Source organism: Desulfogranum marinum (assembly GCF_016918565.1).
GTDB lineage: Bacteria > Desulfobacterota > Desulfobulbia > Desulfobulbales > Desulfobulbaceae > Desulfogranum > Desulfogranum marinum.
In genome coordinates this window covers 1-17,415 of sequence record NZ_JAFFQD010000015.1, presented here as the reverse complement: position 1 = coordinate 17,415, position 17,415 = coordinate 1, and the positions used below count along the sequence as shown (strand labels likewise).

General features: G+C 46.3%; 14 protein-coding genes. 5 read left to right on the top strand and 9 right to left on the bottom strand.

Annotated elements, in window-relative coordinates; translation table 11 throughout:
* Positions 1–31: 31 nt before the first annotated feature.
* Entirely contained in the window at positions 32–826 is a 795-nt protein-coding gene (locus tag JWH17_RS09975; protein WP_205222468.1) for a DUF547 domain-containing protein, read from the bottom strand.
* Positions 827–1,013: 187 nt separating this feature from the next.
* On the opposite strand from JWH17_RS09975, the gene JWH17_RS09970 reads away from it, so the two are divergent.
* Positions 1,014–2,594 (top strand): phospholipase D family protein, encoded by a 1,581-nt coding sequence (locus JWH17_RS09970; RefSeq protein WP_205222467.1) that lies wholly within the window; start codon positions 1,014–1,016, stop codon positions 2,592–2,594.
* Between the two features lie 56 nt (positions 2,595–2,650).
* Here the strand turns inward: JWH17_RS09970 and JWH17_RS09965 are convergent, their stop codons facing one another.
* From JWH17_RS09965 to JWH17_RS09955, 3 genes are all read right to left on the bottom strand, one after another.
* Positions 2,651–3,655, bottom strand: a complete 1,005-nt coding sequence (locus JWH17_RS09965) for a YhdH/YhfP family quinone oxidoreductase (RefSeq protein ID WP_205222466.1) — start codon at positions 3,653–3,655, stop codon at positions 2,651–2,653.
* A 78-nt stretch (positions 3,656–3,733) separates the two neighbouring features.
* Positions 3,734–4,324 carry a TetR/AcrR family transcriptional regulator gene (locus JWH17_RS09960; protein ID WP_205222465.1) on the bottom strand — a complete coding sequence of 197 codons (591 nt, stop codon included), beginning with the start codon at positions 4,322–4,324 and terminating at the stop codon, positions 3,734–3,736.
* A 154-nt stretch (positions 4,325–4,478) separates the two neighbouring features.
* Positions 4,479–5,222: a sulfite exporter TauE/SafE family protein gene (locus JWH17_RS09955; RefSeq protein WP_205222464.1), complete on the bottom strand. Its 744-nt coding sequence runs from the start codon at positions 5,220–5,222 to the stop codon at positions 4,479–4,481.
* 77 nt (positions 5,223–5,299) lie between these two features.
* Here JWH17_RS09955 and JWH17_RS09950 point away from each other — a divergent pair, with 77 nt between their 5' ends.
* A complete protein-coding gene (locus JWH17_RS09950) occupies positions 5,300–6,499 on the top strand; it encodes an MFS transporter (RefSeq protein WP_205222463.1) in 1,200 nt (399 codons plus the stop codon).
* 51 nt (positions 6,500–6,550) lie between these two features.
* Here the strand turns inward: JWH17_RS09950 and JWH17_RS09945 are convergent, their stop codons facing one another.
* Entirely contained in the window at positions 6,551–7,372 is an 822-nt protein-coding gene (locus tag JWH17_RS09945; protein WP_205222462.1) for an SIR2 family NAD-dependent protein deacylase, read from the bottom strand.
* 192 nt (positions 7,373–7,564) lie between these two features.
* On the opposite strand from JWH17_RS09945, the gene ilvA reads away from it, so the two are divergent.
* Positions 7,565–9,073: a threonine ammonia-lyase, biosynthetic gene (gene ilvA, locus JWH17_RS09940; protein WP_332468400.1), complete on the top strand. Its 1,509-nt coding sequence runs from the start codon at positions 7,565–7,567 to the stop codon at positions 9,071–9,073.
* Between the two features lie 46 nt (positions 9,074–9,119).
* Here ilvA and JWH17_RS09935 read toward each other — a convergent pair whose 3' ends face one another.
* From JWH17_RS09935 to JWH17_RS09925, 3 genes are all read right to left on the bottom strand, one after another.
* Complete coding sequence (locus tag JWH17_RS09935) at positions 9,120–9,860, bottom strand: UPF0280 family protein (protein WP_205222460.1); 741 nt, start codon at positions 9,858–9,860, stop codon at positions 9,120–9,122.
* 222 nt (positions 9,861–10,082) lie between these two features.
* On the bottom strand, positions 10,083–10,487 hold the full coding sequence (locus JWH17_RS09930; RefSeq protein WP_205222459.1) for an NIL domain-containing protein: 405 nt from the start codon (positions 10,485–10,487) through the stop codon (positions 10,083–10,085).
* On the bottom strand, positions 10,484–11,677 hold the full coding sequence (locus JWH17_RS09925) for a homocysteine biosynthesis protein (protein ID WP_205222458.1): 1,194 nt from the start codon (positions 11,675–11,677) through the stop codon (positions 10,484–10,486). The genes JWH17_RS09930 and JWH17_RS09925 overlap by 4 nt, the downstream gene beginning before the upstream one ends.
* Positions 11,678–11,928: 251 nt before the next feature.
* On the opposite strand from JWH17_RS09925, the gene JWH17_RS09920 reads away from it, so the two are divergent.
* Positions 11,929–13,155: a lytic murein transglycosylase gene (locus tag JWH17_RS09920; protein ID WP_205222457.1), complete on the top strand. Its 1,227-nt coding sequence runs from the start codon at positions 11,929–11,931 to the stop codon at positions 13,153–13,155.
* 56 nt (positions 13,156–13,211) lie between these two features.
* Here the strand turns inward: JWH17_RS09920 and JWH17_RS09915 are convergent, their stop codons facing one another.
* A complete protein-coding gene (locus tag JWH17_RS09915) occupies positions 13,212–14,141 on the bottom strand; it encodes a DMT family transporter (RefSeq protein ID WP_205222456.1) in 930 nt (309 codons plus the stop codon).
* A gap of 629 nt (positions 14,142–14,770) precedes the next feature.
* Here JWH17_RS09915 and JWH17_RS09910 point away from each other — a divergent pair.
* The gene (locus tag JWH17_RS09910) at positions 14,771–16,033 is read left to right on the top strand and encodes a mechanosensitive ion channel family protein (RefSeq protein ID WP_205222455.1); all 1,263 of its coding nucleotides are present in this window, start codon (positions 14,771–14,773) and stop codon (positions 16,031–16,033) included.
* Positions 16,034–17,415: the final 1,382 nt, after the last annotated feature.

Below are 17,415 nucleotides of genomic sequence, written 5' to 3'. Positions count from 1 at the left end.
ATTTGGCGTAAAAAGGTGTTGCTTGCCTCGGTTACGTGTCGTTGAGCTGCCAATCGTACTCAAGGTAGCGTATGTCAATTTCTCCATTTTTCATTCGTGAAAGATGATCTGCGGGTATCTGCAAGGAATCGTGATACAAGGCCAAGAATTGATGCAGTGTCTCCGCCCCTCGCCAGCCTTGCGCGAAATCTTTTTTGTACCACTTGAAAAGAGACGAAATGTATAACGTATCATTTTTGTAACGATTGCGCTGATGGTCCTGGAGAAAGGTTGTGGCTGCTTCTTCCAGTTGCTCTTCAAGTTTGTCTGCTCTATATGCTTCAGCTCTCAATGCCGGACAACCAATGCTGGCGCAATTAACAGCAAAGTGAATCCGCGGTTCATTGTATCGTCCAGACCCTCTGATAAGGTTATGCTCAATATCATCCAGGCTACGTTCTTTTCCCAGCAGCGGAATAAACCTTTTTTTCCATGGTGTTTGAAAAAATGAGCCAAGATCCTTGATTGACGACAAATCTGGATATTTGGTTAGAATCAAGGCAACTGTCCACGCATTGTAGCTGTTAATGAGAAAGGCGAGTTGTTCGTTTTTTGACCAGCTATCAAATTCTTTCACCGTGATCAATGACATGTGTTGCAGGTATTGCTGGAGTGTATCATTTTCCTTGGCAATACCTGCATAGTCGACCTGGGTACTGTTGCCGTTGTTTATTACGCGAACATGTTTTTTGAGAAGTCCGTCCCAGAGATGATGGTCAACTGCTTGTGCTTTTGGTGACCAGCAACCGACAAGTGATATGATACAGAACAAAATCGCTACTTTCATGATGAGTCCGCTGTGTAGTAATTACCTATTATCTCCATTTAGGGGGATCATTTACGTACAGAATATAAACAGCTTTGCAAAGATTGTGTTTTTTGAGAAGAATTTTTATAAAAAGGTACGGAAAGTAAGGTATAAGGAAAGAATACAACAGCCTTTACCTGTAACCCGTGACAAAGGGATATGAGTCATGAGACATGGATATTTTGCTGGATGGACCGTACGTTGGCTGACGGCAGGGACTATTCTTTTGTGCATAGCTTCCGGGTGTGCGAAGTTACCTGACAACAGTGCGTTAGTACCAACAACTGTTATTTCTGCAACAGAGCAAACCCACCTTGCCACCTTATTTGCAGATGACAAAAAGGAGCACCCAGGTCAGTCCGGCTTTTATCTGCTTGATAACGGACTTGACGCCTTTGTAGCAAGAGCAGTGCTTGTCCTGGCGGCTGAGAAAAGTATCGATCTGCAATATTACCTGTATCATCCCGATTTGGTTGGCGGGCTCCTTGCTGATTTGCTTCTCCAGGCAGCCGATCGAGGAGTCAGAGTACGCCTTCTTCTGGATGATATGGGCCTGGAAGGGCGTGATATAAATTTATTCACTATTGCCCAGCATCCGAATATTTCAGTTCGAATTTTTAATCCATTTATTCGCGGTAGTTCCAGGGTATCCCAGTTCATCACTCGATTTGGCAGCGTAACTCGTCGGATGCACAATAAATCGTTGACCATCGATAATCAGGCCACCATCGTAGGCGGTCGTAATATCGGTAACGAGTATTTTGCTGCAGACCCTGAACTTGCTTTTGGCGATATGGACGTTTTGGCAATAGGGCCGGTAGTTAACGAAATTTCAAACTCTTTTGATTCCTATTGGAATAATCCACTTTCCTACCCTGTGGAATTAATATCTTCTCAAAAGCCTGATCCAGAAGCCCTTGAACGAGCCAGGCCATTGCTGGATGCATATACAAAGAGGCCTGAAGCACAGCAATACGTTCAAGCCCTCAAGAATTCACAATTAGCGAGAGAGTTGAAAAACGATGTGCTGCCTTTTTCGTGGGGTAAAGCGGTGGCTGTTTATGATGATCCGGAGAAAATTTCAGCTGCTTTGGACGCAAAAGATTTGCACCTCGCCACCCAGCTCAATCCATTGGTAAACGAGTTAAGCTCTGAATTTTTAATGCTCAGTGCCTATTTTGTTCCTGGGAAAGAAGGGGTCGATTTTTTTAAAAAATTGCAGAGCCAGGGTGTTCAGGTGCGTATCTTAACCAATTCACTCGCCTCGACCGATGTCGCTGTTGTCCATTGCGGGTATGCAAAATATCGAAAGGAATTACTACGGGCTGGGGTGGAGTTGTATGAAGTCGCAATTGATGCTTTGCCGGCAGGGAAGAAAAAACAGCAAGTTTTCGGTGGGGCATCTAAGGCAAGTCTGCATGCAAAATCCTATATTTTTGACCGGCAGATCTTGTTTATAGGTTCCTTTAATTTTGACCCACGTTCAGCAGATCAGAACACGGAACTTGGGATTGTTTTCGATTCACCGGAGCTTGGCCGGAAAATAGGAAAGCGTTTTGATGAGCGGAAAAGTACAAACGTCTATCAGCTGCGGCTGGTCCCGGATAATTACGGTGGCGAGGATGTGGAGTGGGTCCGAAAGGAGGGGGGCAGAGAGGTGGTGCGCAGAGTGGAACCGGACACCTCTTTTTTCAAACGATTACTGGTCAGTGTAATGGCCTTGCTGCCTATAGAGTCGCAATTATAGAAAGAGGGCAGGGAGATTCCTGCCCTCTTAGCAATACAATGTACGGTTGAGCTTGTTTATTTGCTAATTTTCACGATGGCCCGACCTCTGTTTTTACCTTGCAGGATCAGATCGATCCGCTCATCCAGGGCTTCCATGTTGGGCAATTCAGTGGTTATGTCTTCCAGGTAGTCGAGCTTCCAGTCAGAAGCGATTTTGTTCCAAACCGCCATCCTGGTGTCAACCGGACAGTTTACCGAATCAATACCCAGCAGGCTTACCCCATTAAGGATGAATGGGTAAATGGAAGAAGATAGCTCCGCAGACCCAACATTGCCGCAACAGGTGACGGAACCACCATATTTGGTTGTTTTGATAGCGGTAGAAAGGATGTTGCCGGCTACCGTATCAATGGCTCCTGCCCAACGGGGCTTTAGCATGGGGCGACCGCTCTTGTCATCTGCCTCTTCGATGGAGATAACTTCTTTAGCGCCAAGTTTTTTAAGATATTCTGTCTCATCAACAATACCGTTGACAGCCACCACCTCGTAGCCTGATTTGACCAGGATGGAAAGCGCTATGCTGCCCACTCCGCCGGTGGCACCGGTTACCAGGACTGGTCCATTTCCCGGCACGACCCCATTATTAATCATCTTGTAACAAGAAAGAGCTGCTGTAAAACCGGCAGTGCCGTAGATCATGCTCTCGCGCAGGGTAAGGTTTTCCGGCAGCTTCACTATCCAGTCGGCCGGCACCCTGATGTATTCCTGATATCCACCAGTGGTATTCATGCCCAGGTCGTAGCCGGTAATCAGCACCTCTTCACCTGGGGTAAACTTACTGTTTGTGCTCTCCACAACCACCCCGGCTGCATCGATTCCAGGAGTGTGCGGATAATAGCGGCTCACCCCTTTGTTGCCGATTGCAGAGAGAGCATCCTTATAATTTAAGGAGGAGTATTGGACGTTGATGATAACCTCTCCTTCGGGGAGGTCGCTGATTTGCTTTTCCCCTATTTTGCGGGTGAATTTCTTATCGTCGGACTCCGTAACGATCATTGCCTTGAATGTGATGTTTTCCATGCTCTGCTCCTCTTTTAATGTGGCCATTTGTTGTGGTGGATGGAACGTGTGTATCCTGCTTAACTTCAGTATTTATGGTTAACAAAGAATAATGTGCCGCAGGGTCTGGTGAAAACTTTCCAGTGGTTGCTGGTTTTTGTTAGCCTTCATAATCACCAGTGCCCCCAGCCAACTGTTGCGCAGCAAATCAGTCAATTGCTCAATATCCCGATCAGCCGGCAAGTCGCCTTTGGCCTGCGCTTCCTTGAGGCACTCAATAATCGGTTGATATTCTTTGGTAAAAGCGGTTGAAGCCTCGGTGGCAATAAGTTCGCTCACATCAGCCATTTCCAAGGTGATGTTGCACAGAAAACAGCCAAATGAAAATCTTCCTCGGTTAATAAAGTGGTCAATCTTCATCCGGTAGAGGTTTTCAATGCGTTGAAGAGGCGGTGTTTCGGAATCGGTAAGGATCTCCTCCATCACTGACAGTTCTTTACCAGTGAAGTACTGCATTGCTGCAACCGCAAAGTCCTCTTTGGAGTGGAAATAATTGTAAAAGCTCCCTTTCGGAATACCGGCAGCATCTGTAATTTCCTTAACTCCCGTGGCATTGTATCCTTTTCTATACAGTGCCTTGAGTCCTTTCCTGATAATGAGACGTTTTTTTTCTTCCTGCTTTTCTTTCATGTCGTTACAATATGACCGGTCGTCTTAAAAAGCAACTTATTTTTATGGAGTTGTAAGTGTTTGTAACTAAATTTATTTAATTACGGAGGGTTACTTGTGTTGTTTTTTGGGTAAGTCAAATGTCCGACGACCGCAAGCGAGTGAAAGAGGTGGCTCAAGAGCGCACAAAGAAAATGAGGGTCATAATAAAACCTATACTCACAATGCTCAATCGCAACAGCCTTGCAGGCATAGCCTTGGCGAGAAGTGCTCCCAAATATCCACCAATGGTAGTTGCCGCCATCATAACAACTGCCTGCGGCCACTGGACAATGCCTGCAACGGCAAAGGTGATCACCGATACAGTAGATAAAACCAGTGACATGCCATTTTTCAGCCCGTTCATTAAATGCAGGTCTTGCATGCCGAAAGTGATAAATGCGGCGAGAAGGATTATTCCAAGCCCACCGTTAAAATACCCTCCATATATGGAAACAGCGAGTAGGAATGGTGTTTCTGCCTGGTGCAATGGTTTATGTGCAGTTGCAAGCCACTCTGTACAGCGCTTGCCAAAAGCAAAAACCAGTGTAGCAAAAAGCAGTAGCCAGGGAACAATTGAAGAGAAAACTGCATTGGAGGTCACTAAAAGCAAAAGTGAACCAACAAGGCCGCCGACAATGGAAAGAAAGAGGTAATGGCGTAGTACTTTTCGGTCAAAGGCGAGGATTTCTTTTCTGAAACCAGCAGCCGCGCCCAGATATCCAGGAAAGACAGCCACAGCACTGGTAGCGTTGGCACTCACCGGCGGGATACCTGCATAAACAAGTGCAGGGAAGGTGAGAAAACTGCCGCCTCCGGCAATAGCATTAAGAATACCTGCAAAAAAACCAGCGACTATTAAGACGAACCATTCAAACATGATGTGCTTTTTTTAGATGAATTGGTGGAGTATGTAGTATGCTCATAGTTTTCACTTTTCCGTCAGCAAGAGGGCCTATGACGAGCAAACCACTTTTTGGCAGAGAGTTTCTAGCACTTTGTGCCATTACTTTTCTTACTCTTTGCAATACTGCCGTTTTTTTTAATTTTTTTCCATATTTGCTGAGTCTTGGATTTTCAACTCAGGAAACAGGCATGCTCATTGGTCTCTATCCTTTGACATCAATGTGCATGTATGGAGGGGTGAGCAGGTTTATAACGTCAAAAAATGCCTGTGTCATCATGGTAATCGGTTTGCTCATTACAGCATGCTGCGGCATCGCCTACCAGTTTTCGGTCTCCATGCTTCCCCTTATCTGCATTCGGATTGCCAGTGGTATTGGTTTGTTTTTTACGATGGCATCGTGCATGACTCTTTTTGTGGCGGTTATCCCTCCCCTGAAAACAGGGCTGGCATTTAGCCTGTATTCGGTGGCGATGCTGCTCCCGTATTCCATCATGCCTGCCATCACAGAGGTAACTCAATCATGGTTCCGTAGCCCGGCAACTATGTATATGCTCACAGCTTTGTTTCTGGTGCCGACAGCCGTTTTTGCAACAGTCAATAAGGCCAAAATGTGCCGCCATAGCAGTGCAGACAAAGAGCCGGCAGCTGAGCCACTGGTGAAAAGTGGGTATCGTCACAATCTGCTTCGCGTGCAGGTTGCAGGAATACTTTTTATTAATGCGAGTTATTTTTTTCTTTTTTCATCTTTGTTTTACTTTCTTAAAGGGTACGGTTTAGAGCAGGGGATAGCTAATCCTGGTTATTTTTTTACCATCCAAATGGGCATTATGGTTACCATGCGCCTGTTTGGCAGCAGAGTCTTTGACTTGTACAGCAAAGAGCATCTTATATTGTCTGCCTTACTTATTACCGGCGTTGGCTATGGCATCCTTGCCGTTGGTGTGAGCGGCCCGCTATTTTTTGCCATTGCTGTACTGTTCGGCATGGGGATGGGGCTTTGCATCCCTCCTCTCAATGCGTTGATGTATCTGAACTCAGAACCACAGTTTCGTGGATACAATGCCAATATGATGATGCTGGCCATGCATTTTGGCTCTTTTGCCGGTCCTTTTGGCGGTTCATGGCTTATTGCAACCGGCGGATACCCTGCCTATTGCTTGGGTACCATCGGCTTAATCTTGTTGGCAGCTTTGGTTATCCTCTCTTTGGTGAAATGGAAACAGCCGGTTGCAGGCGAAAGTCAGGCATAACGCACCCCCTAAAGAGTAGAGCTGCTGCCGGCTTGTGCAGCTTCCACCTGTCTAATCTCCTGCCAAAATCTCAAAAATTTCCGGGAGGGCCTGGCCGCTCGGTTTTTGGACAAAAAAACCTCTCCGACTGCGCAGCGCCATGTCGGAAAAGGTGTTTTCTTCAATGTTTATGTCGATAATGGTGCCGCCCTGCTGGTATACGGCCATTGCCACCTGATTGGGAAGGTTGGTAGCCCCGGCAGTACCCACAATGATCAATAGATCTGTCTTTTGTGCGGCTTCAAGGGCACTGTGGAAATGATAGTGATGCTCATTATAGCTCTCGTCAAAGAGGAGGATATGGGGTCTGCTCATGGATCCGCATCGAGGGCAGCGTAAATAGTGCCTGTCATATTCTGTAAAGGGATCTTCTTTGGCTTTACCAGGGACTTCTTCCGGGATTGGATATACTTCAGGCGTACATTCTTCCAGGCATCGCATGTATGATACGTTGCCGTGAATCTGCATGGTTTTTTCAAGGCTGTTTCCTGCACGCAGATGGAGGCCATCGATATTTTGGGTGATCAGGGTGAAACGATCACCGAATTCCGCTTCCATATCAACCAGGGCAAAATGACCGGGATTGGGTTCTGCACTACGGCAGACTCCCATTCGGTAGAGATACCATCGCCAGACCTCTTCAGGGTACTGGGACAGCATGTGAAAGGTGGCCATTTCCTGTGGATGGTATTCTTTAGAGCCAAAGGTCCAGTATCCTTCGGGACCACGAAAGGTGGGGATACCGCTTTCTGCTGAAATACCGGCACCGGTCATGACGGTAATTTTTCCCTGTTGCTTAAATTGTGCAAGAGCATCAATCAATTGCTGGTCCATGGTCCCTCCGCAGGTTTTTCGCTATAAGTTACAGGTAGTGTTTGTTTTTTGGGTGTCTGATATGGTTGTATAGCAGGGTTGGGCAGACACTCCGGCGTTATGTTTGCAGGATATAGTGCAACATCAAGTTATATAAGGTGTCCTGTATACAACCACGGATTACGATCATGTACAATTGGAGATGAGAAGGTAGTGAAAAAAATAATCAGGCAGATATTAACCTCCCGCGTATATGAGGCGGCCATCGAAACATCGCTTGACGAGGCGGTCGCTCTTTCTCTGCAGACGGAAAATACAATTTTGCTCAAGCGCGAAGATCAACAGCCTGTTTTTTCCTTTAAAATACGTGGAGCTTATAACCGTATATCCCAGCTGAGCAATAAGGAGCGTGCCAAGGGTGTCATAACTGCCTCGGCCGGCAATCATGCCCAGGGCGTTGTTTTTTCAGCCCGTCGTCTTGGTATTCGTTCAGTCATCGTCATGCCGGTTACAACACCGCAGATAAAGGTCGATGCGGTCAAGGGGTATGGGGGCGAGGTTGTGCTGTATGGTAACAATTATTCCGAGGCAGCTGAACACGCCGCTGTTTTGAAGCGTTCCAGCGGGTTAACCTACATCCCTCCTTTTGATGATGAGCTTGTGATTGCCGGTCAGGGGACGGTGGGTGACGAACTCTTGCGGCAGAATCCGGGACAACTTGACTGTGTGTTTGTGCCTGTCGGGGGAGGAGGGCTGATTGCCGGTGTAGCAGCCTATATAAAGAACTTGCGACCAAAGGTGAAAATTATTGGAGTAGAGCCTTTTGACAGTGATGCCATGGCTCGTTCCCTGGAAGCGGGCAAACGTATTACACTGCCTTCTGTTGGCGTTTTTGCAGATGGTGTTGCTGTGAAAACCGTTGGTCGACAGACCTTCAAGCTGTGCCGGCAATATGTGGATAATATTATACGGGTGAATACCGATGAGTTGTGCAGTGGCATAAAAGCAATTTATCAGGCCACTCGCTCCATTGTAGAGCCGGCCGGCGCTCTTGGAATAACAGGATTATTAAAATATATAAAAACAACCGGCTGCAAACAGAAAACCCTGATAGCCATCAACTCCGGGGCAAATATGAATTTTGAGCGGCTACGCTACGTGGCCGAGCGGACCTTGGTGGGTGAACAGCAGGAGGCTCTTTTTGCTGTCACTATTACCGAAAAACCTGGTAGTTTAAAGCGGTTTTGCCATGATATGGTGGGCGATCGTAATATAACGGAATTTAACTACCGGCTTGCTTCACGCCAAAAGGCTCATATCTTTGTCGGCATTTCCATCACCAATGAGGCAGAGCGTTATACCTTTAGTGAACGTTTAACTGCAGCAGGGTACGACAACCTTGACTTGACCGAAAACGATCTCGCTAAAACCCATATTCGCTATATGGTCGGCGGTAAATCGCCGGTTGTGCGCAATGAACGTCTTTTTCGCTTTTGGTTTCCGGAAACGCCTGGCGCTTTGGTTCGTTTTCTTGACGCCACCCGTGGCAACCATAACATCTCCCTGTTTCATTATCGCACCCAGGGAGGTGATTTCGGCAGGGTTCTTATTGGTCTTGAGTGCCCTGAGAAAAAGAGCGGCAAACTTGAGCGCAGGTTGGACGCCTTGGGGTATAGATATCGTGAAGAAACAGATAATTCCGCTTATTCCCTGTTTTTATGATGCGCTTCAATGCTTCAGGTTGAGCAAAGAATACTGGAACGGACAATCAGTGGCGTTGGAAATTTGAGTGGCGATCTTTGGTGATTTTATCATCTGTTGCATGGTCCAGGTTGCGCACCAGTTCCGGAATTTTTCCCCATATACCAATTTTCCCTTCTTTTACAGCCAGAATTCCACTGACGCCCGGAATATCGCCTGCTGCATTAAGAACGGTTTCCAAGTCCTTGTCTTTGCATATTTGATTGCAGGTGAGGGTTGCGACTGAGTCTGCCAGGGCAGCATCCTTGGCAATGACGGTGGCCAGATCGCATTGGCCGAAACTCATGGAGTGTCCCATGTGGCTGGAGGAAGAGCAGATGGCCAGCGGCAATTCGTCCGGCGGTAGTCGAAAAGCCAGGTTGCCGCTGATATCGTTTTTGCCGGCATAGATACCTATGGTAACAGGCTTGTGGGAGAAAATATACATATCACCCCCGTTTTCGACAATAGCCTCGGTTCTGCTTTCGGCCATGGCCGCTTCCACTCCCATCTGCGCCAGAGTACCAGCCACCGAGGCCATGGGGCCAAGTCCGGTAAGTCGTGCTGCTGCTGCCATCCGTCGGGCGATGGGGGGCGCATTTTCTTGCAGGTCAACGGGAGTCAGGGACGAACGGAAAGCGGGATGCCGACGAATATACTGCTCCAGTTTTTTTCTCTCCGCCATAATGGTTTGCGTAATCAGCGCAAAGTGGTCGCCTGCGACCCGGAGGTTGGTGTCTTTCCAGGAAAATTTTCGAAACGCTCGCATGTGCTTTTTTTTTATTCTGATCAGTTATGAGCCTGTTGATTTACTGGGATTTTCGTTCAAGGTCGAGGCATAATGAAAAAATAACCACAGGCATATATCTGATATTCCGAGGATTATTTTTTCATTATAACAAAGAGATTGGGCGAAAAGACAGTAAATCAACAGGCTCAGTTATGAGTCCGGATTTCACCGCCTAACTCGAATTACCGGCAAAGCAGTGGATCAGAACGCAGAGGAACAGACACCGAACGGACAGTTTGTGATACAGGAAAGGCATTCTATACACTTTTCTTCATTAAACATCACCGTCCTGGTTGTACGGTCACTAAAATGCAGAGCGCCGGTTGGGCAGTGAACAATGCAGTTCCCGCAATGGGTGCATCTGTCACTATCCCAGTGGATGCCTTTGTTTTGAATGATAACATCAAATTCACTGAGAAATTCGTAGGCTTGGTCAATGTGCTCTTGAGTGCCGGTGATTTCAAGAGAGAGATAGCCTTCTTCTTCTGGGGTGACTTTGGCGCGGAAGATATTGATGGTCAGATCAAAATTTCGAATAAGCTGGCAGACAATGGGCTTTTCCGTCTCGCTTTTGGGAAAGTAGAGGTATATTTTTTTGGTGATCATTTTGCCGGTCCTTTTATCTCTAACGAATGCATTCCCTGGTTCAACGGCAACCTTTGGCTGGGCTCGGAAATGAGAAACTTACCATCTTCGATTTCAGCCTTGAGCAAATTACATATTTTTAAGGCTTTGTTGTAGGAAGACATGGAAGAAACCGCTACTTTTTTGCCGTCAAGTTCCACCTGGCCGGAACGAAGTTGTTCGTAGGTAAATTTTGCCAGCACCTTACCTGTTTTCTGGGGATAATCTTCAGCGTAGTCAATAACGCATGCCTGTATGTCGCGATCCCTGACCGTGACCCGTTTCAAGATGGTTTCATTGAGAATCGGGATAGGGATACCAACCCCCAGCGCAAGAGACACGCCATACCCTTTAAGGCTGACGCCCCGTACAAATTCAGGATTCATTTCTTTCATGTTACCGGTCAAGGCAAGGGTTCCCGCGCCTTCAACAGGAACGTCATTTTCATCACGTTCCACATCAGAACAGTGCTGAGTCCCCTGGGCATACACCAACCCTCGAGAACCGGCAAGCCAGACAGACGTGCCCACCCCAATGGTTTCGTACAGAGGATCATTGAGCAGCGGTGAAAGCTGCCCCGCGGAACTGTAGGTCATATTTCGCATCCGCGGTTTAAGAATTCCCAGGTAAGTGTAGACGGTTTTGTTAGAGGTGTTGACCGCTACATTGTAGTTCTGGTAACAGTTACGCGGATTGGTCATGATTGCCTGGTTCAGGTCATTGATATCAAACATGGTCCTGATTTCCCGACGGGGATAGTCGTCTGTGCCGTAGGAAAGGCCAAAAAACTGGAGCTTTTTACCTGCAACCAGATCTTCAATTACATGACCGCCACCGTATCGGAATTCTCCGGGATAGTACATGTTGGCCGAATCATTTTGGCGCAGTTCGGTAGCTCCCAGGTACACATCAACAGCAGCAATGCCGCAATAAACAGGGACATCGGAAATCCATCCCTCTGAAATTCGCATTTTAGGTTTGCTGTGGCCAAAGTTAATAAAACATCCGGAGGAGCACATGGGGCCAAAGGTTGCGGTGGTCACCACATCTACTTCCTTTGCCGCTTTTTCCAGTCCGTTTTTGTCCACATAATCAATAATTTCCTCTGCGGTGAGGACGACAGCTTTTCCGGAAGCAATCTTTTCGTTAATTTCAGCGTATGTTTTTGTCATAGTTTCTTCGTCTGGGAAAAGTACCTGGGTATATAGAACTTTTCACTATAGGAGGTCTCTGTGAAAACAGCAACAAATCCTGAGAGAGATTTGGAGAAAAATGGTGTGCCATGCTGAAAGCAAATATGGATTAACTTCTGTGATTATCAAGCCATGTTGGCAGAGTTTCTTGTCAGGTAAAGCTTTATAGGATACCCTGTTGCTCCCATGGTATTGATTTCATCTCCAATTGCACAAAGAGGCTCTGTAGCATGTTTGACCGTACGTATGTAAATAACCTGATAATCGGCACATTCGGTTTTGTTGTTCTGTCTTTTGTAAGTATTTCGCCGGCCCCGGCAGTAACCGGTTTTCAGCAATGGATAACCGACTTCTACCCCCAGGCAGCCCAGCAGGGCATTTCGCGTGCTGTGTATGAACAAGCCTTTTCAGGCATAACCGACCCTGATGAACGGGTGTTGGAAAAAGCGCAGTACCAGCCGGAATTTACCACCGAGATCTGGGACTATCTTGATGCTCGGGTGACTTCAGGTGCTGTTGCCAAGGGGCAGTCCCACCAGGAACAACGTGGCCGTATGCTCGCTGCAATCGAAAAACAATATGGCGTGAGAAGTTCTGTGCTGCTTGCCATCTGGTCCATGGAGACAAGCTATGGCGCTGCTCTGTTGCGGACCAGTAGATTGCATTATGTGCCCAGAGCCCTCGCCACATTAGGATACGGAGATAAGAAACGTGCCAAGTTTGCACGTTCCCAACTGATAGCAGCCCTGAAAATTTTACAGGCCGGGGATGTCAGCGGCCGGGAACTCACAGGCTCCTGGGCTGGAGCGATGGGGCATACCCAGTTTATCCCTACCAGTTATCTTGCGTATGGGGTTGATATGGACGGCGATGGACGGCGTGATATTTGGAACTCTATTCCGGATGCGTTGGCAACTGCGGCTAATTTATTGAACAAGAATAACTGGCAGACAGGCAAGACCTGGGGCTACGAAGTGCTGGCGCCCTCTACTATCAGTGAACAAGAGATTGGCAAGACGCGCACACTTGTGGAGTGGCAACGGCTTGGATTCTCAAGGCCATTGAATAAACCTTTTCCCCGTCCAGACGACAGAGCGGTGTTGAAAATGCCTGCAGGTGTCAAGGGGCCGGCCTTTCTGGTGTTAAAGAATTTCTTTGTGTTAAAGCGTTATAATAACTCAGATTTTTATGCGCTTGCCGTTGGCCTGCTGGCGGATCAGATTGCCGGATATAATGGTATGGTGCAAAAATGGCCGCGTCCAGCCGGCTCATTGTCCATGGCGGATAAGTATGAATTGCAGACCCGTTTGAAAACGAAAGGGTATTATACCGGTACTATTGACGGCAGTATCGGTTCCGGAACCAGAGGAGCAATCAGGGCCTTTCAACAATACTCCGGGATGGCACAGACGGGAAAGCCGTCCCAAGAGTTGCTGCAAGCACTGCGCGGGAAATAACGCTTTGTTTGAATTGAAAGGGATTTTGCTTCCCATTCAAACATACGGCGGAGGCGTTATTTCTCGGCTTTCGCTGGCACCAGTACCTTCCTTTTAAGGCTCCAGGGCATCTTCCACCCTTTGTGTACCATGATGATATTGCCGGTGAGTATGAAAACAATGCCCATCGCAGCAGATGGCGTCCAGTGATATCCTTCCCATATGGTGGCAATGATCAGGGCAACAATGGGAAAGAGCAGGGTCGCATAAGCAGCCCTGTCTGCTCCGATGTTACCCACCAGAGTCAGGTAACAGCCAAAGGCAATGATCGATCCAAAAACGGAAAGATACACCAGCGAGCCGATATAGAGGGGCGTCACTTCAAATAAGAACGTTTTTCCTGAAAATACAGCAACAGCCAACATTGCCAAAGCACCGTACCCCATCCCATAAGCATTGGTCTGTATGATAGGGAGTTTGTTGCTTTTTTGATTATATGCCGAAGTGATATTGCCAAAAGAGGCAAGCAAGGTAGCAGCCACACAGAGCAGCACTCCCCGCAGGCCATGATTTTCCAGAGAAAAAGCCGTGATTTCCGGCCGAAACACCAAAACGATCCCGGTCAATCCGAACAGCCCTGCAATAATCACCTTTTTATCAATAGGTTGTCCGAGAAATATCGCTCCATTCATGACATTCATCAGCAGAATGGTTGAAAAAAGGACTGCGGCCAGACCACTGTTTATGTAGAGTTCGGCTATGTAAAAAAGGAGGTAGTTAAATCCGAAAAGCAGGATTCCCTGAGCAGCCATAAACAGATGCTGGCGCCTGGAAAAAGACATTTCCAAGCGAAAAAGCTTACACCAGGCTAAAAGCAGGAGTGTTGCCAAGCCAAAACGATACGCAACCGAGACTATTGGATCAACGGTACCAAGCTGCATTTTTATCCCTATCCAGGTCGATCCCCAGATGAGAACGGTAGCAAAGTAAAAAAAGAAATTTTTCATACAATATTCGCTTGATTGTCCATTATGATTGTTGGGTGTTATAATACGACGCCAACATCTAACCTATTTGCAATTTGTTCTCCACTGGTATTCTCCAAATTCCAGTTGTTCATGAATGAATGAGGCCTGTTCAAAGCAGTATAGACCCGTCGACATGTCGGACGGCCGACACCATGCCCAAAAAATGAACCATTAGCTGCCGAATTGCGGGCGGATTTTGGCGTCATGGTGACAGTCGCTAGTACGGAGATATCAAGAGTGATCATCGGCAATATCGCCCGCCGAAACTATTCTCGATCAGCTTACGTGTTTCGTACTTGGTATAAAATTTCCTGGGTTTAAGATGGTGGTGAAGCTTGAAGAATGACAGTTTTGTGTGTTCTTCTATGGCTGGCATAAAGTCAGAAAAATCACATAATCGGGTAGGCTGCACCAACACGTTGAGAGAGGTTGTTTTTGGTCAGTGGAAGCCTGCATACCTTTTTGCCTTTTCGAAGGACCACTGTTATTGATACAATTGGCTGAAAATACAAAATATCCTGAACAAAAAAACATATTGTCAGGAGGGGGCCAAGGAAACTCAATAAGCAAACACAACACTTTGACCCAAAGAGGAAGGATATTGCTCCATGAAAAATAATTGGTTCACCTCTGTTTTACAAAAGTTCGATCTGTCACCGGTAACGGTAGAACTGTTGGCCTACATACTGGCAGTCTTTGCTGTTATCCTGACAGCAATTGTGGCAACCCTGATTGTCCGCAAAGCCCTCTTAACGTTTCTCGTCACCTGGATCCAGTCGAATGACTACAGGTGGGATGATCCTCTGGCAGCAAACAAATTGCTCACCAAAATCAGCTGGTTCGTGCCGGTGACCATCTTATCTCTCGCAATAGATATGTTTCTTGATTCAGGGGGAACAAGCTATCTGCCGGCAAAACGACTAATAACCGCCGGCTTTGTCATTGTTTCCGTCCTCAGTCTTAATGCTTTGCTCTCTTCTGTCAATGATATTCACCGAATTGTCAGAAAGAATAAGGGGGTGAGCCTTCGTGGTTACACAGATGCAGCGAAAATAATCATCTATGTTTTTGGGGCAATTTTTCTAATTTCCATTTTCACTGGAAAATCTCCATGGGGGATTCTATCGATCCTTGGCGGGTTAACCGCCGTAACTCTATTGGTTTTCAAAGACTCGATTCTTGGCTTTGTCGCATCCGTTCAGATCAATTCCACCGGAATGGTAGGTCTTGGTGACTGGGTAGAGATACCCCAATATGGTGTCGACGGTGATGTTATTGATATGTCCATCCATTCTATTCGAGTACAGAACTGGGACAAAACCATTTCAACCATCCCTACCTATGCTGTTGTCTCAAACTCTTTTAAAAATTGGCGAGGAATGTCCGAATCAGGTGGTAGACGAATAAAACGAGCCTTGAATATAGACATTCACTCTATTCGGTTTTGTGATGAACAGATGTTGGACCGATTCTCCAACATTTCATTGATAGCTGATTACATAAGGAATAAAGAACTGGAAATTAAAGAATATAACCAGAAGCAGAACTATGACCAAAATCTCAACATCAGTGGCCGGCGTCAGACCAATATCGGCGTTTTCCGTGCTTATATTATTGCCTATCTGAGAAACAATTCCAAACTCCATCAAGACATGACGTTTCTGGTCCGACAACTTGCCCCGACCGATCGTGGCTTACCTCTTGAAATTTATGTTTTTTCAAAAGATCAAGCCTGGGCGAACTACGAAGCTATCCAAGCTGATATCTTCGATCACCTGTTGGCTGCAGTTTCTGAGTTTGATTTGCGAATTTTCCAAAGCCCCAGCGGTTATGATTTACGCTGTCTAAGCAGCGTGGAGACCCCTGATTGATAAAGAGTAAGCACACATTGGTAAATGTGCCTTTTACGCTTAGAAATAAGTGGATCTAACTTCATGGCCGAAGTCTCAATGTATTGCAGAATCCAAAATGGAGAATATATCGGGAATAGACTTGTGCTTTGCCCTGCGAAAAACTGTATTGATGAGAAATCCTGGCTTCCGGCTTTCTAGGAGCCTGTCGGATTGAGCAATTTTTTCTTCAAATAAAACGGACAAAGCACTTTTTTGTTAAATCTGTTAATCCACGATCAATCCACAGCAGCCGAGAATTTCTAAACTGGAATCATCTCCTCGCTCCATAGCTATAAACAACAACGCCCTCTGTAAAATAATACCAGAGGGCCCAAGAGTAATAATTATTGGAGAAACATGCTACTAGCTGTCACCTAGAACAACTTTGAGATTCATACCGCTAGACTCCTAGGTGCCAAGTTATCCACATAAACTTTTGTCTACAATTACAGGGTCACCTTTAAATGTCACTTCGGCTAGTTTCATTACTTTGAGAGTGCATTTTTCCATTGTACCCGTTGCCATAGTACCCAAGTGGAGTACCCAATTAGGTATGTAGCCAGTATAGAGCCAAAGCTATCCCTGTTGAGCACAATAAAAGCAATTGCTATAAGCAAACAAAATGAAGGTAGGAATTTGTAAAGTGCACTGGGTATCCAAATATCGGTCATAATTATCTCTGCTTTTTGAGTTTGTCGAAAATGCCTGTCGGCTTATGTCGCAAAAAGCATACCGAGTTGGTCGGTGAAATGGGAGGTGTATATGTAGCTGAACTTGTGTAATTACCTAATGTGATTAATAAAGTTGCAGTTGTTGGATTCCGTGAAGACGGATTTTTTTTCCGGAAATATAGAATAATAGGCTAAGCTTAAGGCAGTAATCTATTGGGGGCACCCCGATAAGCGATGAAGGTTTGGTGGCAAGCGCGGTGGCGGTTTTAACTCAGTTCCATGTGCTTTTTACGTAAATTCTGCAAAAGGTACCTCGCGAAACCTGCGCTACAGTGGGCTTAAAACTCAGCGATCCTGCCTTTGGGGTAGTGTCCGGTTAGCCCGAATTTCTCATGAACTTTTTGATTTTAAACTCAACTAATTGATATTGTAACTTAAAGGTTAACTGTGCTGTTAACAGTGTGTTTTTCGTTTTAAATCAAAAAGTTCACCCTTTGGGTCAATAGATTTTTTCGCAGGATCTGCGTTACAAGCCACTTGCGGTAGTTTGCTATCGGAGTCTACGCTTCCATGAGAAGGCTTGTCAACACCTGTTCGACTTGGCGAACCAAATTTTAAATTATCCCGTAACGTCAGGCTTCCATTCGCACTCATTTAAAGGCACAGCCATATGCCCGGTGCATTGTAATG

What these genes read in the sequence shown, in the direction of transcription:
- JWH17_RS09975 (WP_205222468.1), bottom strand. Translation starts at nt 826, where the DNA reads ATGAAAGTAGCGATTTTGTTCTGTATCATATCACTTGTCGGTTGCTGG.
- JWH17_RS09970 (WP_205222467.1), top strand. Translation starts at nt 1,014, where the DNA reads ATGAGACATGGATATTTTGCTGGATGGACCGTACGTTGGCTGACGGCA.
- JWH17_RS09965 (WP_205222466.1), bottom strand. Translation starts at nt 3,655, where the DNA reads ATGGAAAACATCACATTCAAGGCAATGATCGTTACGGAGTCCGACGAT.
- JWH17_RS09960 (WP_205222465.1), bottom strand. Translation starts at nt 4,324, where the DNA reads ATGAAAGAAAAGCAGGAAGAAAAAAAACGTCTCATTATCAGGAAAGGA.
- JWH17_RS09955 (WP_205222464.1), bottom strand. Translation starts at nt 5,222, where the DNA reads ATGTTTGAATGGTTCGTCTTAATAGTCGCTGGTTTTTTTGCAGGTATT.
- JWH17_RS09950 (WP_205222463.1), top strand. Translation starts at nt 5,300, where the DNA reads ATGACGAGCAAACCACTTTTTGGCAGAGAGTTTCTAGCACTTTGTGCC.
- JWH17_RS09945 (WP_205222462.1), bottom strand. Translation starts at nt 7,372, where the DNA reads ATGGACCAGCAATTGATTGATGCTCTTGCACAATTTAAGCAACAGGGA.
- JWH17_RS09935 (WP_205222460.1), bottom strand. Translation starts at nt 9,860, where the DNA reads ATGCGAGCGTTTCGAAAATTTTCCTGGAAAGACACCAACCTCCGGGTC.
- JWH17_RS09930 (WP_205222459.1), bottom strand. Translation starts at nt 10,487, where the DNA reads ATGATCACCAAAAAAATATACCTCTACTTTCCCAAAAGCGAGACGGAA.
- JWH17_RS09925 (WP_205222458.1), bottom strand. Translation starts at nt 11,677, where the DNA reads ATGACAAAAACATACGCTGAAATTAACGAAAAGATTGCTTCCGGAAAA.
- JWH17_RS09920 (WP_205222457.1), top strand. Translation starts at nt 11,929, where the DNA reads ATGTTTGACCGTACGTATGTAAATAACCTGATAATCGGCACATTCGGT.
- JWH17_RS09915 (WP_205222456.1), bottom strand. Translation starts at nt 14,141, where the DNA reads ATGAAAAATTTCTTTTTTTACTTTGCTACCGTTCTCATCTGGGGATCG.
- JWH17_RS09910 (WP_205222455.1), top strand. Translation starts at nt 14,771, where the DNA reads ATGAAAAATAATTGGTTCACCTCTGTTTTACAAAAGTTCGATCTGTCA.